The following is a 13,762-nucleotide window of genomic DNA, read 5'->3' as shown; positions in this document are numbered from 1 at the left end:
TGGGCCGCACCTGTCGGAAACACGACGAAGACTCCTCAGAACTCGATCCCCTCCTGCGCCTTCACCCCCGCGGAAAAATGGTGCTTCACGCTGCCCATCTCGGTGACGAGGTCGGCGGCCTCGATCAGGGCCGGCTTGGCGTTGCGGCCGGTGACGACGACGTGGAGGTCGGGCCGGCGGGCCTGCAACTCGGCGACGACCGCGTCGAGGTCGAGATAGTCGTAGCGCAGGGCGATGTTCAGCTCGTCGAGGACGAGGAGGCGGATGCTCGCGTCCGCCATCAGGGCGCGGGCCTGCTCCCAGGCGTTGCGGCAGGCGGCGATGTCGCGGGCCTTGTCCTGGGTCTCCCAGGTGAAGCCCTCGCCCAACGCGTGCCATGCGATCCGGTCGCCGAACGTCTTGAGCGCGCGGGCCTCGCCGGTGTCCCAGGCGCCCTTGATGAACTGCACCACGCCGACCCGGTGGCCGCGCCCGAGCATCCGCAGCACGAGGCCCAGCGCTGCGGTCGTCTTCCCCTTGCCGGGGCCGGTGTTCACGATGAGCAGGCCCTTCTCGATCTTCTTCGAGGCGACCTCGGCGTCCTGCACCGCCTTGCGCTTGGCCATCTTTTCGCGGTGGCGGTCGTCGTCGCTGACTGTCGAGGTCATGGGCGGTTTCCCGGATTCTCGGCGGAGGGTTTTACGGTGAGCGGCAGGCCGGCGACGGTGAGGACCACGCGGTCGGCCTCGCGCGCCAGCCGCTGGTGCAGGCGCCCGGCCGCATCGCGGAAGCGGCGGGCCAGCGCGTTGTCCGGCACGATGCCGAGCCCGACCTCGTTGGCGACCAACACCAGCGGGCCGGGCGCCGCCGCGCAGGCGCGAGCCAGGGCCTCGGTCGCGGCGTCGAGATCGGCGTCCGTGAGCAGCAGGTTGGTCACCCACAGCGTCAGGCAATCGACCAGGGTCGGCCCGGTCGAGACCGCGACCGCCTCGGGCAAAGCCGTCGGCACGTCGAGCGTTCGCCAATCGGCCGAGCGCCGCGCCCGGTGCTCGTGGATGCGCGCGCGCATCTCGTCGTCCCAGGCCTGCGCGGTGGCCAGATACAGCCAGGGGGACGGGCAGGCCTCGATCAGCCGCTCGGCGTAGGCGCTCTTGCCGGAGCGGGCGCCGCCGAGCACCAGCGTCATCCGGTCGGGAGGGCGGGCATCCATGGACGTCGGTTTGCACCGGAGGCAAGCGTTCACGCAATGGCGCTTTGCAAGGCGGCCCGGCGCGCGTTAGAAGCGGGGGATAGGACGGTGCCCCGGCAACGGGGTGAAAAGGGAATGCGGTGAGGGGAAGCCCGAAACCGCAGCTGCCCCCGCAACTGTGAGCGGCGAGTTCCTGCCGAGAGCCACCGGGGCGACCTGGGAAGGCGGCAGGCACGATATCAACCGCGAGCCAGGAGACCTGCCGTCCGGCGTGAAACAAGTTTCCTCGAACGCCGCCGGTGGGGCGGCCGGAGCCCGTGACCCGATGACGACCGCCACCCTTCAGACCTCCGCCGCCCGCTCCGGCGAGGGCGCCCGCGCCCTGCTCGTCGCCGCCTTCCTTGGCCTCGGCCTCGTCTTCGTGGCGGGCTTCGCCCCGGCGAGCGTGCTGCACAACGCGGCGCACGATTTCCGCCACGCGCAGAACTTCCCCTGCCACTGATCGCTTTCCGACGCCTGAAAGCGGTTCCATGATCGTCCGGTTGCTGTCGGCGGCGCTCGTCGCCGGCTTCCTCGCGTCCGTCGTCGCGACGGGCCTCCAACTCGCCTTGACCTCGCCCCTGATCCTCCAGGCCGAGACCTTCGAGGGCGGACACTCGCACGCGCATGCGCCGGTCTCGCTCACGCCCGCCTCCCTGATTGTGAAGGCGCATGCCCACAGCCACGGCGAGGCCGGCTCCGAGGCTGAGAAGTCCGACGAATGGCAGCCCGCGGAGGGCTTCCAGCGCATGGCCTTCACCGGGCTGGCCACGCTGATCGGCGGCGTCGGCTACGCCCTGCTCCTCGCCGCGGTGATGCTGGCGCTCCGCCGCGAGCCGACGCCGCGCAGCGGGCTGACGGTCGGCGTCGCCAGCTTCCTCGCGGTGGCGCTGGCCCCGGCCATCGGCCTGCCGCCGGAATTGCCCGGCATGGGCGCCGCGCCGCTGGTCCTGCGCCAGACGTGGTGGGTGATGACGGTCGCGGCGACCGGGATCGGCCTCTACCTCATCGCGGTGCGGCGGGTGCCGATCACGATCCTCGGCGGCCTCGTCCTCATCGTCGCCCCGCATCTCGCAGGCGCGCCGCAATCGATCGACACAGTGAGTTCGCAGGTGCCGCCCGCGGTCGCGGCGCAGTTCGTGGCGCGCTCGCTCGCCATCGGTTTCGTGTTCTGGGCGCTGATCGGGCTGGCCTATGGCTGGGCCTGGGGCCTGTTCGGCCGCGAGGCGGGCAGCCGCACGCATGCCTGAGGAAGCGCCCGAGACCGTCCTCTCCGTCTGCACCACCTGCCGGGCGGCGGGCGACACCGCCGAGCCGCGGGCCGGCGCGCGGCTGCTGGCCGCGCTTCACGCCGCGGCGGAGGCCGAGCCCGTCCCGGGCTTAAGGATCGAGGGGGCCGAATGCCTCTCGGTCTGCAAGCGGCCCTGCACGGTGGCGGTGGCCTCTCCCGGCCGCTGGACCTACGTCTACGGCGACTTCGACGCGCTGGAGCGCGCGGACGAATCCGCCCGCACCATCCTGGCGGGCCTGCGCCGCTATCAAGAGACGCCTGACGGCTTGGTGCCCTGGCGCGAGCGCCCGGAGGCGTTCCGCAAGGGCGTCGTCGCCCGCATCCCGCCGCTGACCCCGACACGAGCGGAATCCTGACCCCATGGCCATCCTCGAAAAGATTCCCTGCACCATCGTCACCGGCTTCCTCGGGGCCGGCAAGACGACGCTGGTGCGCCACACCCTCGAACAGGCCCGCGGCCGGCGGCTCGCCGTCATCGTCAACGAGTTCGGCGATCTCGGCTTCGACGGCTCGTTCCTGGCCTCCTGCGGCGTCGAGGGCTGCGACGAGAACTCCGTGGTGGAACTGCCCAACGGCTGCATCTGCTGCACGGTGGCCGACGACTTCGTGCCCGCGTTGACCAAGCTCCTCGACCGGCCCGAGCCGCCGGAGCACATCCTGATCGAGACCTCCGGCCTCGCGCTCCCGAAGCCCCTGGTCCAGGCGTTCCAGTGGCCGTCGATCCGCTCGCGGGTGACGGTGGACGGCGTCGTCGCCGTGGTGGACGGCCCGGCGGTCGCCTCCGGCCTGTTCGCCGACGATCCCGATGCGCTGGCCAACCAGCGCGCCGCCGATCAGGCGGTCGATCACGACAACCCGCTGGAGGAGGTGTTCGAGGACCAGATTCTCTGCGCCGACCTCGTGGTGCTCAACAAGGCGGACCTCCTCGACGCGGCGGCCCAAGACAAGGTGCGCGCCGACATCGAGGCGCACCTGCCGCGCGCCGTCGAGATCGTCGCGACCGAGCACGGCCGCCTCGACCCGCGGGTGCTGCTCGGCATCGGAGCGGGGGCGGAAGACGACCTCGACGCCCGCCCCTCGCATCACGGCGAGGGCGAGGACCACGATCACGACGATTTCGAATCGGTCGCGCTCCCCGTCGGCATCGCCGGCAGCCCGGAAGATCTCGCCGCCCGCGTGGAAAAGGCCGCCGAGACCGAGGGCGTGCTGCGCATCAAGGGTTTTGCCGAGGTGAAGGGGAAGCCCATGCGCCTCGTGGTGCAGGGCGTCGGTCGCCGCGTCGCCCACCATTACGACCGCCCGTGGAAGGGCGCCGAGCCCCGCGACGGGCGCCTCGTCGTCATCGGCCTCAAGGGCTTCGATCAGGACGCGGTCGCCGCCGCGCTGAGGGGATGATTTTTTTCCGCGGGGCCGCGGGCGTGCCGGCACGGAGGTCCAAGACGGGCCTGCGCGGTCTCGCCTGCGCCCTGCTCCCCGCCTTCGTGCTGCTGGCCGGCTGCTCCGGGTCCGAGCGCAACCGCGCGGAGGGCCCGCCGCCGGCCGCGCCCTTCGCCGAGGTCGCCCGGCAGGATGCCAGGGCGCAGGAGAACGGCCCCAAGCTCGCCTATCGCCACGACCTCACCGTCGCGTTGGCACCGGACCGAGTCGCGCCGCACTTCGCGGCCGCGCGCGACCGCTGCCTCACCGATGCGGCCCTGACCTGTACGCTGCTGCAATCCTCGATCCGCGGCGGCAGCGGCACCAGCCAGCCGCAGGCGATGGTGCAGGTGCGCCTGCCGCACGCCTCGGTCGCCGCCTTCGTCGCCGCCGCCATCGCGCCGCTGCCGGGGGAGACCGCGGACGAGGTGGTGCTGCAGGATCAAGCGACCCGCGCCGAGGACCTGACCCGCGCGCTCGCCGACACCGTCCGGCGCCTCGCCCAGCTCAACGATTACCGCACCCGCCTCACCGCCCTGTCGGAGAAGCCCGACAACCGGGCCGAGGACCTCATCAAGGTCGCGGGCGAGCTGGCGCAGGTCCAGAGCCAGATCGAGGAGGTGGACGGCGAGCGCCGCGGCCTCGACGAGCGCGCGGACACCGAGATCGTCACGGTCAATTACCGCGCCACGCGGGCGCAGGCCGGCGCCTTCGCGCCCGTGCAGGAGGTGTGGGCGCGCAGCGGCCCGATCCTCGGCCAGAGCGCGGCCTCGGCGCTCCGCTTCGTCGTCGCGAGCCTGCCCTGGCTGCCGGTCGCCCTCGTGGCTCTGCTGCTCCTGCGCTTGGTCTGGCGCTTCCGGCGCAAGCGCCGCCCGGCCCGCCTGCGGATCGAGCCGTGAGGGTGCCCGCGCCATGCACCTGATCCGCATCGACACGGTCTCCCTCGACGAGGGTGAGGCGGCGATCGATCTCGGCCAGACCCCCGGCGAGATCGTGTTTTTGTCGTTCACCGACACCGACTTGGCGGCGATCGCGCGGGCCCACGCTTCGGAGCCCGCCCTGCCGTCGCTGCGGCTCGCCAAGATGGCGCAGCTGCGCCATCCGATGTCGGTCGATCTCTACGTCGAGGCCGTGATCGCGCGGGCCAAGGTCTGCGTGATCCGCTGCCTCGGCGGTCTCGATTACTGGCGCTACGGCATCGAGCGGGCGAGCGCCGCCGCCCGCGCCCACGGGGTGCGCCTCGCGGTGCTCCCCGGCGACGACCGGCCCGATTCCCGCCTCGACGCCTTCTCGACCCTGCCGCCGGAGACCTGCGCCACCCTCGACGCGTATTTTCGCGCCGGCGGGCCGGACAACCTGAAAAACCTGCTGCGCCGCCTTGCGGTGGAAGCTGGCCACGCCCTCGCCCCCAAGCCGCCGCGGGCCCTGCCGCGGGGTTTTGCGTGGTGCGCGGGCTGCGGCCCGGTCCCGGTCGAGCAGGCGGTGGAGGCCGCCGGGCCGGGGCGGCTGGCGCTCCTCATCGTCTACCGCTCCGCCGTGCTCTCCGGCGAGACCGCCCCGGCCGTCCACCTGACGGCCGCCTTGCGGGAGCGCGGGATCGGCTGCCTGACGCTCGCGGTGTCGAGCCTGAAGGACCCGGACGCCGTGGCGATCTTACGCGCCGCACTCGCGGCGCGCCGGCCCGACATCGTGCTCGCCGCCACCGCCTTCTCGGCCCGCGACGATGCCGGCTTCGTCCTCGACGCCGCCGATTGCCCCGTGCTCCAGGCCTACACAATCGGCGCACCGCGCAACGCCTGGGCCGCCTCGGGCCGGGGCATGAACGCCTCCGATCTCGCCATGCAGGTGGCTTTGCCGGAATTCGACGGGCGGCTCTCGGGCTTCCCGATCTCCTTTAAGGAAGAGGGGGCGGCGGTCGAGGGGTTTTCCGAGCGCCGTGCTGTGCCGGATGCGGCCGGGATCGGGGCGTTCGCCGACCGCGCCGCCGCCTGGGTTTCTTTACGCCGCACGCCGCGCGAACAACGCCGCTTCGCGATGGTGCTGTCCGATTATCCCGCTCGCGGGGGACGGGCCGGCTACGCGGTCGGGCTCGACACGCCGGAGAGCGCGCGCGCCATCGCGGTCGACCTCGCGGCGGCCGGGTTTTCGGGGGGCGAGCTGCCGGAGGCCGGGGCGCTGATGGCGGCGCTGACCGAGGGCGAGGCCGGTTTTTGCGTGCCGCTCGCCGGGTACACGGCGTGGTTCTCGGAATTGCCGGAGGAGCGGCAGGCGGAGCTGACCGAGCGCTGGGGCACGCCGGAGGACGACCCGCATTGTCGCGATGGCGCGTTCCGGTTCCGGACGGTCCGGGCGGCATCCGCCGGCACCCCCTCTCCCCGCACGCGGGGAGAGGGTCGAGCCCCCCGCGTCGGGGGCGAGACAAGCGGCAGCGGGGGTGAGGGTGCTTGGCCGGTCGAGGCTCCTCCCGAAACGCCCCCTCACCATCGGCTGCCGCCTCGCTTCGACGACGAGGTCGCCGAAGCCCTCTCCCCGCGTGCGGGGAGAGGGGATGCGCCTGAACCGCCGCGCCAAGCCAGGGGCGATCTCACCCTCTTCCTCCAACCTGACCGCGGCCGCGCGAGCGACCGCAAGGCCGGCTACCACGATCCCGACGAGCCGCCGACGCACGCCTATCTCGCGTTCTACCTCGGCCTGCGGCAGACCGCCGACGCGCTGATCCATCTCGGCACCCACGGCACCACCGAGTGGCTGCCCGGCAAGGCGGTCGCGCTCTCCCCCACATGCTGGCCGGCGCTCGCGGTCGGCGCGCTGCCGGTGGTTTATCCCTTCATCGTCGACGATCCCGGCGAGGCCGCCCCCTTGAAGCGCCGGCTCGGCGGCGTCGCGCTCGGGCACCTCACCCCCACCGTCGAGGCCGTAGGACTCACGCCGGAGGCCGCGGCTTTGCGCGAACTCGTGGAAGAATATTCCGCCGCGAGCGTCCTCGATCCGCGCCGCGCGGGCCTGATCGCCGGCGCGATCCTGGACGAGGCCGCCTCCGCCGGGCTGCTCGCGGGCGCCGGGATCGACGCCGACACGCCGATGGCCGACGCGCTCACCGCGCTGGACGCCCACCTGTGCGACCTCGGCGAGACGCCGATGCGCGACGGCCTGCACGTGTTCGGCCGCGCGGCCGACGACGCCTCGGAGGCCGTGCGGGCGAGCGCCCAGGCCGAGCGCGCGGCGCTGGTGGCGGCGCTCGACGGCCGCTTCGTCGCGCCGGGCCCCGCCGGCTCGCCCTCGCGCGGGCGGGCCGACGTGCTGCCCACGGGGCGCAACCTCACCACCCTCGACCCCCGCGCCCTGCCGACGCGGGCCGCGACCATGCTCGGCACCAAGGCGGCGGATGCCGTGGTGCGTCGCTACCTGCAGGACGAGGGCGAGTATCCGGCCCGCATCGTCATGGATCTCTGGGCCTCGCCGACGCTCCGCACCGGCGGCGAGGACGTGGCGCATGCGCTGAGCCTGATGGGCGTGCGCCCGGTCTGGGACCACGCCTCGACCCGCGTCACCGGCTTCGAGGTGCTGCCGCTGGCGATGCTCGACCGGCCGCGCATCGACGTGACCTGCCGCGTCTCCGGCGCCTTCCGCGACACGTTTCCCGAGACGCTGGCGCTGCTCGACCGCGCCGCCCGGGCCGTCGCCGCCCGCGAGGAAGAGGACGACGAGAACCCCCTCGCCGCCGCCCGCCGCCGGGGCGAATCCGCCGCCCGCATCTACGGCGCGGCGCCCGGCCGCTACGGCGCGGGCACGGCCGAACAGGCGCTCGACGGCGCCTGGGAGGCGCGGGCCGATCTCGGCGCGGCGTATCTGTCCGCCACCACCCACGCCTACGGCGATGCGGAGGGCGAGGACGCGAACTTCGCCGCCCGCGTCTCGGCCGCCGACGCCTATGTCCACGCCTTCGACGTGGCCGAGCGCGATCTTCTGGACGGCGACGCGGCGGCGGACGCCATGGGCGGATTCTTCGCGGCGGCCTCCGCCGAGGGCAGCGCCCCCGCCCTCTACAGCCTCGACGTCTCGAACCCCGAGGCGCCGCGCACCCGCACCGCCCGCGAGGACGTGACCCGGCTGATCTGGGGCCGGCTCGGCAACCCGCGCTGGATCGCGGCGCAGCTCCGCCACGGTTTTCGGGGTGCGCAGGAATTTGCTCAAGGGATCGACGCCGTGTTCGTTCTCGCTGCCGCCACCGACGCGGTCGCCAGCGCCGATCTCGACCGGCTCTACGGCGCCTGGATCGCCGACCCGGAGACTTTTGATGCGCTGCGCGCCGCCAACCCCGAGGCGACCCGCGCCATCCTCGAACGCTTCGAGGACCTGCGCGCCCGCGGCCTCTGGCAGAGCCGCCGCAACGCCGCCCCCGCCGACGAACTGATGGCCGCCGAATGAGCGCCCGACGCACCCTGCCCGAGGGCGCCCGCCGCGGCTGGTGCCCGTCGCTGACCCGGCCGATGCCGACCGGCGACGGCCTGCTCGCCCGCGTCCACCCGCCGCTCGGGCGCCTCACCCCCGACCAGATGCGGGCGGTGGCCGAGGGCGCGCGCACCCACGGCAACGGCCATATCGACGTGACGGCCCGCGGCAACCTGCAGATTCGCGGCGTCAGCGAAGCGAGCGCCCCGCGCCTCGCCTGCGCGCTCGCTGAAGCGGGCCTCGCCGACACCCGCGACGACGGTGGCCCGCAGCGCTTGACGCTCACCGCGCCGCTCGCCGGCCTCGACGCGCTTGAGGCCATCGATGTGCCGGCGCTCGCCCGCGCCGTCGAGGCGGCGGGCCTCGCCGTGCCGGGGCTGCCGCCAAAAACCCTGGTGGCGGTCGATGGCGGCGGCGCCTTCGGCCTCGGGCCGGTCGAGGCCGATTTCTTTCTCTTCGCCACGGGCCGCGCCCAGGTCGCCTTCGGCCTCGCGGGTGCCGACGGGCCGATGCGCTGCGGCCTGCTGCCCGAACTCGGCGCCGCCGGGGCGCTCGGCCTCGCGCTCGCGGCCTTCGCCGGCACGGGCAAGCGCCGGGTGCGCGATCTCGATCCGTCCGAGCGCGCCTTCGTCGCGGCTTCGGCCGGCTTCTACCCGTTCGAACCGGCGCCGCTCGCCCCCGCGCCGTCACCGGCCGCGCCGGGGCTCGCCGCCCTGTCGAAGGGCCGCGCCGCGGTTTTGGTCCAGGCACCGTTCGGCCGCTGCACCGCCGAGCGGCTGGAGCGGGTCGCGGCGCTCGCCGGGCCGGAGGGCGCGCGGCTGAGCCCCGAGCGCGGCCTCGCCCTCGTCGCGCCCGCGGGCGACACCGCGGCGCTCCAGTCGGCCTTGGCCGAGGCCGGCTTCATCGTGAGCCTGGACGATCCCCGCCGCGCGGTCTTCGCCTGCCCCGGCGCGCCCGCCTGCCGCTCCGGCACCACGCCGGTGCCCGACCATGCCGCGCGGCTGGCCGAGGCGCTGGCGCCGCTCACCGGCCTCGTGACCGCGCATGTCTCGGGCTGTGCCAAGGGCTGCGCCCATCCCGGCCCCGCCGACCTGACGCTGGTGGCCCGCGACGGCGTCTACGACGCGGTGCCCGGTGGTGCTCCCGGTGATGCGCCGGCCACGCGTCTCGCTTTCGAGGCGGCGCTGGACCGGATAAGGAAGGCCGCCGCGGCCGGTCGCCCGGCGCTGAATCTGCTTTTCGGAAACGACCCGTCATGAGTGCGCGTCACGACTACATCCGCGACGGCGGCGCGATCTACGCCCGCTCCTTCGCGATGATCCGCGCCGAATCCGACCTCGCCCGCTGGTCGGGCGCGGCCGAGCGCGTGGTCGTGCGGATGATCCACGCCTGCGGCATGATCGACCTGCCGAAGGACGTCGAGATGTCCCAGACCTTCGCCGAAGCCGGCGAGGCGGCGCTGAAGGCCGGCGCCCCGATCCTGTGCGATGTCCGCATGGTCGCCGACGGCGTCACCCGCACACGGCTGCCGGCGAAGAACGCCGTCGTGTGCACGCTCGGCGATCCGCGCGTGCCGGCGCTCGCGGCGGAACTTGGCACCACCCGCTCGGCCGCCGCAATGGAATTGTGGCGCGAGCACCTGCCCGGCAGCGTCGTCGCCGTCGGCAACGCGCCGACCGCCCTGTTCCGCCTGCTCGAACTCTTGGACGAAGGTGTCGCGCCGCCCGCGGCCGTCATCGGCATCCCGGTCGGCTTCGTCGGGGCGGCGGAATCGAAAGAAGCGCTGGCACGTGACGGGCGGGTGCCCTTCGTCGTGGTCCACGGCCGCCGCGGCGGCAGCGCCATGACGGCAGCGGCGATCAACGCGCTCGCGAACGAGGTCGAGTGATGGAGGGCAGCGTGCGCATCGACGCCCCGGCCGAGACGGACGGCGCGGGCGACAGCCCCGCGTGCCAAAAAACCGGCACGCTCTACGGCGTCGGCATGGGGCCGGGCGATCCCGACTATCTCACCGTCAAGGCGATGCGCGTGCTGGAGCGCGCGCCGGTGCTCGTCCACTTCTGCAAGCAGGGCAAGCGCGGCAACGCCCGCACCATCGCCGACGCGGTGATGCGCGACCCCGCCCGCGAGTTCCCGCTGGCCTATCCCTACACCACCGAGCTGCCCCCCGATCACCCGGACTACGTCGCCGCGCTGGCAAGCTTCTACGACGAGGCGTCCGAGCGGCTCGCCGCGCATCTGACCGCCGGCCGCGACGTCGCGATCCTGTCGGAGGGCGATCCGTTCTTCTACGGCTCGTTCATGCACCTGTGGCGGCGCCTCAAGGACCGCTTCCCCGTCGAGGTGATCCCCGGCGTCACCGGCATGTCGGGCTGCTGGACCCGGGCCGGCACGCCGATCACCTGGGGCGACGACGTGCTCACCATCCTGCCCGCGACCCTGCCGCGGGCGGCCCTTATCGAGCGCCTGCGCGGCACGGATGCCGCCGTCATCATGAAGCTCGGCCGCCACCTGCCGAAGGTGCGCGGCGTGCTGGCCGAGACCGGCTTCCTCGACCGCGCGGTCTATGTCGAGCGCGGCACCATGGCGGGCGAGCGGGTGGTGCCGCTGGCGCAGAAGCCCGACGATTCCGCCCCCTATTTCTCGATGGTGCTGGTGCCCGGCGAAGGCCGCCGGCCGTGAACCGGGCGAATCTCGGGGGAAGCGTCACGGTCGTCGGCCTCGGCCCCGGCGACCCGCGCCTGCTGACCGAATCCGCCCGCGCCGCGCTGGCCGCCGCGCAGGATCTGATCGGCTACCACCCCTACGTCGCCCGCGTGCCCGAGCGCGAAGGGCTCACCCGCCATTCCACCGACAACCGGGTCGAACTCGACCGCGCCCGCCACGCCCTCGAACTCGCGGTCTCCGGCCGCCACGTCGCCGTGGTGTCGGGGGGCGATCCCGGCGTCTTCGCCATGGCGGCGGCGCTGTTCGAGGCCGTCGAGCACGGTCTGCCCGAGTGGCGCGCCCTCGACATCCGGGTCGAGCCCGGCATCACCGCCATGCTCGCCTCCGCCGCCCGGCTCGGTGCGCCGCTCGGGGGTGATTTCTGCGCGCTCTCGCTCTCGGACAACCTGAAACCCTGGGAAGTCGTGACCGCACGCCTTGAGGCGGTTTTTCGCGCCGGCTTCGCGGTCGCCCTCTACAACCCGATTTCGTCCGCCCGTCCCTGGCAGCTCGGCCGCGCCCTGGCGCTCGCCGCCGAAATCCTGCCTGCCACCACCCCGGTCATCTTCGCCCGCGCCGTGACCCGGCCCGACGAATCGGTGCGCGTGATGACCCTCACGGAAGCCCGCACCGCACCCGCCGACATGGCGACGATGATTCTGATCGGCACCGCGACGACGCGGCTGATCGAGCGCGAGGGGCAAGCGCCGTTCGTCTACACGCCGCGGAGCGTGGCCGCGGGCTGATCTTCAGCTTGTTCGATCGATCCCACTTGATCCTACCCCACCCCCTCATCCTGAGGTGCGAAGCGCAGCGAAGCCTCGAAGGAGGGCTCCAGCGGAGCGCGCGATCCCTGGAACCCTCCTTCGAGGCCGCTGGCGCAGCACCTCAGGATGAGGGGATTTGGTGGGATGAACGGCTCTGCATATTTCCCTAAATAGGAAAAATAGCATTGACAGCGCGACGCTCCTGAGGTAGGGATATCCCACGCTCAAGAAGTGTGGATGGAGACCCCGCGATGTCGCGAAGCTCCGAACCCCAGGATGAGCCCGCGGCCGAGCCGCCCAGCCCCAAGCCACGCAAGAAACCGGCACCGACGGCCAAGCGGCTGCGGGCGAAGTTCCTCGCTCATGTGGAACGGCAGATCGACCGGTTCGACGCCGCCCTCGATACCGAGGTGACGCCGAGCGGGTTCGACTCGGCCAAGGTGCTGCGGGACTTGCGCGGGCTCAAGGCCCTGCTGGATGAATTGCGGATGGAGGAGGGGCATGGATCGGGCGGTCCTCCCCTCGACCTCGTGGCACTCCGCGCGGATCTCGCGCGACGCTATGCAGCGTTCGAGGCGCAAGAAGCTGGGGCCTCGGTTCCTGACGAGCCTGCCGCTGAAGCACCTTCAGGCGCTTGAAGTCGATTGGCTGCATCTGAGCCGCGAGGATCAGCTTCCCCCGCCCGGTGATTGGACCACCTGGGCGGTGATCGGCGGGCGCGGCTCCGGAAAGACCCGCACCGGCGCCGAGTGGGTGCGGGGGCTGGCTCACGGCGATCCAGCCTTCACCGACGTCGCCGTGGGACGCATCGCGCTGATCGGCGAGACCTTTGCCGACGTGCGCGACGTGATGATCGAGGGGCCGTCGGGCCTGCTCGGCGTGCCCTCGCTCGGCCACGTGCCGCCCTTGTGGCAGCCGTCGCGGCGGCGGCTCGTGTTCCACAACGGCGCGGTGGCGCTCGCCTTCTCGGCCGAAGAACCGGATTCCCTGCGCGGGCCGCAGTTCGGGGCGGCGTGGTCCGACGAGGTCGCCAAGTGGCGCGAGGCGGAGGCCGCCTACGACATGATCCAGTTCGGGCTGCGGCTGGGGAAGCGCCCCCGCGGCCTCGTCACGACGACGCCGCGGCCGGTGCCGCTGATCCGGCGGCTCCTGTCCGATCCGCGTACCACGGTGACGCGCTCGCGCACCGCCGACAATTCCGAGAACCTCGCGCCGGTCTTTCTGCAAGAGGTGGTCGGCCGCTACGCCGGCACCCGGCTCGGTCGGCAGGAACTCGACGGCGAACTGATCGAGGATCGGCCGGATGCGCTGTGGACCCGCGAGGGGATGGAGCGCGCCCGCGTCGCGATGGCGCCCGTGCTGCAACGGATCGCGGTCGCGGTCGATCCGCCGGCCTCGTCGCGGGCCGGGGCCGATGCCTGCGGCATCGTCGCGGCCGGCTTGGCTGCCGACGGCACCGCCTACGTGCTGGCCGACGCGACCCTGGAACGGGCGAGCCACGCTGCCTGGGCGCGGGCGGCGCTGGCGCTCTATCACCGGCTGGAGGCCGACGCCCTCGTGGCGGAGGTCAACCAGGGCGGCGAGATGGTCACGGCCGTATTCGCAGAGGCCGACGCGAACGTGCCGGTTCTCCCGGTCCGGGCGACGCGCGGAAAGATGATCCGGGCCGAGCCGGTCTCGCTGCTCTACGCGCAGGGCCGCGTCCGCCATGTCGGGCCGCTGCCCGCGCTCGAAGACGAGATGTGCGATTTCGGCCCCAACGGTCTGTTCGGCGGCGGCTCGCCGGATCGGCTCGACGCGCTGGTCTGGGCGCTCACCCACCTGATGCTGGCGCCGGCTTCCGAGCCGCGGGTGCGCTGCCTGTAATCGCGGTTTTTGCCGTCGTGGTTAATTTCACGTGAAACATTCGCTGCCCGGAGGGAC

Annotated in this window: 14 protein-coding genes and 1 riboswitch; of the genes, 12 read left to right on the top strand and 2 right to left on the bottom strand. The window is 73.0% G+C overall.

Translation table 11 applies throughout. The annotated features are described in order from the left end of the window. Positions 1 to 35: 35 nt before the first annotated feature. Positions 36 to 647: a cob(I)yrinic acid a,c-diamide adenosyltransferase gene (gene cobO / locus ASG52_RS08510; protein WP_056241676.1), complete on the bottom strand. Its 612-nt coding sequence runs from the start codon at positions 645 to 647 to the stop codon at positions 36 to 38. Further along, complete coding sequence (gene cobU, locus ASG52_RS08505; RefSeq protein ID WP_056241672.1) at positions 644 to 1,165, bottom strand: bifunctional adenosylcobinamide kinase/adenosylcobinamide-phosphate guanylyltransferase; 522 nt, start codon at positions 1,163 to 1,165, stop codon at positions 644 to 646. The genes cobO and cobU overlap by 4 nt, the downstream gene beginning before the upstream one ends. A 92-nt stretch (positions 1,166 to 1,257) precedes the next feature. Then, positions 1,258 to 1,449: riboswitch (cobalamin riboswitch) on the top strand. A 44-nt stretch (positions 1,450 to 1,493) separates the two neighbouring features. Here cobU and ASG52_RS08500 point away from each other — a divergent pair. The 12 genes from ASG52_RS08500 (at position 1,494) to ASG52_RS08450 (ending at position 13,705) form a co-directional block, all read left to right on the top strand. After that, on the top strand, positions 1,494 to 1,670 hold the full coding sequence (locus ASG52_RS08500; RefSeq protein ID WP_056241670.1) for a CbtB domain-containing protein: 177 nt from the start codon (positions 1,494 to 1,496) through the stop codon (positions 1,668 to 1,670). 28 nt (positions 1,671 to 1,698) lie between these two features. Beyond that, positions 1,699 to 2,457, top strand: a complete 759-nt coding sequence (locus ASG52_RS08495) for a CbtA family protein (protein WP_056241668.1) — start codon at positions 1,699 to 1,701, stop codon at positions 2,455 to 2,457. Next, a complete protein-coding gene (locus tag ASG52_RS08490; protein ID WP_056241665.1) occupies positions 2,450 to 2,854 on the top strand; it encodes a DUF1636 family protein in 405 nt (134 codons plus the stop codon). The genes ASG52_RS08495 and ASG52_RS08490 overlap by 8 nt, the downstream gene beginning before the upstream one ends. Positions 2,855 to 2,858: 4 nt before the next feature. After that, on the top strand, positions 2,859 to 3,893 hold the full coding sequence (cobW, locus tag ASG52_RS08485) for a cobalamin biosynthesis protein CobW (RefSeq protein ID WP_056241662.1): 1,035 nt from the start codon (positions 2,859 to 2,861) through the stop codon (positions 3,891 to 3,893). Then, the gene (locus ASG52_RS08480) at positions 3,890 to 4,813 is read left to right on the top strand and encodes a DUF4349 domain-containing protein (RefSeq protein WP_056241658.1); all 924 of its coding nucleotides are present in this window, start codon (positions 3,890 to 3,892) and stop codon (positions 4,811 to 4,813) included. Before cobW ends, ASG52_RS08480 begins: the two co-directional genes overlap by 4 nt. 13 nt (positions 4,814 to 4,826) lie before the next feature. Next, complete coding sequence (gene cobN, locus ASG52_RS08475; RefSeq protein WP_056241654.1) at positions 4,827 to 8,342, top strand: cobaltochelatase subunit CobN; 3,516 nt, start codon at positions 4,827 to 4,829, stop codon at positions 8,340 to 8,342. After that, positions 8,339 to 9,625 (top strand): precorrin-3B synthase, encoded by a 1,287-nt coding sequence (cobG, locus tag ASG52_RS08470; protein WP_056241652.1) that lies wholly within the window; start codon positions 8,339 to 8,341, stop codon positions 9,623 to 9,625. Before cobN ends, cobG begins: the two co-directional genes overlap by 4 nt. Next, positions 9,622 to 10,254, top strand: a complete 633-nt coding sequence (locus tag ASG52_RS08465; RefSeq protein ID WP_056241651.1) for a precorrin-8X methylmutase — start codon at positions 9,622 to 9,624, stop codon at positions 10,252 to 10,254. Before cobG ends, ASG52_RS08465 begins: the two co-directional genes overlap by 4 nt. Next, positions 10,254 to 11,048, top strand: a complete 795-nt coding sequence (locus ASG52_RS08460; RefSeq protein WP_056241649.1) for a precorrin-2 C(20)-methyltransferase — start codon at positions 10,254 to 10,256, stop codon at positions 11,046 to 11,048. Before ASG52_RS08465 ends, ASG52_RS08460 begins: the two co-directional genes overlap by 1 nt. Then, the gene (cobJ, locus tag ASG52_RS08455; RefSeq protein WP_056241647.1) at positions 11,045 to 11,818 is read left to right on the top strand and encodes a precorrin-3B C(17)-methyltransferase; all 774 of its coding nucleotides are present in this window, start codon (positions 11,045 to 11,047) and stop codon (positions 11,816 to 11,818) included. Before ASG52_RS08460 ends, cobJ begins: the two co-directional genes overlap by 4 nt. 272 nt (positions 11,819 to 12,090) lie before the next feature. Beyond that, complete coding sequence (locus ASG52_RS26105; protein WP_082552445.1) at positions 12,091 to 12,477, top strand: hypothetical protein; 387 nt, start codon at positions 12,091 to 12,093, stop codon at positions 12,475 to 12,477. Next, positions 12,401 to 13,705: a DNA-packaging protein gene (locus tag ASG52_RS08450; protein ID WP_156383853.1), complete on the top strand. Its 1,305-nt coding sequence runs from the start codon at positions 12,401 to 12,403 to the stop codon at positions 13,703 to 13,705. Before ASG52_RS26105 ends, ASG52_RS08450 begins: the two co-directional genes overlap by 77 nt. The last annotated feature ends 57 nt before the right edge of the window (positions 13,706 to 13,762 follow it).

The organism is Methylobacterium sp. Leaf456 (assembly GCF_001425465.1).
In the GTDB taxonomy this organism is placed as follows: Bacteria; Pseudomonadota; Alphaproteobacteria; order Rhizobiales; family Beijerinckiaceae; genus Methylobacterium.
This window is presented reverse-complemented; position numbering and strand designations above follow the sequence as displayed.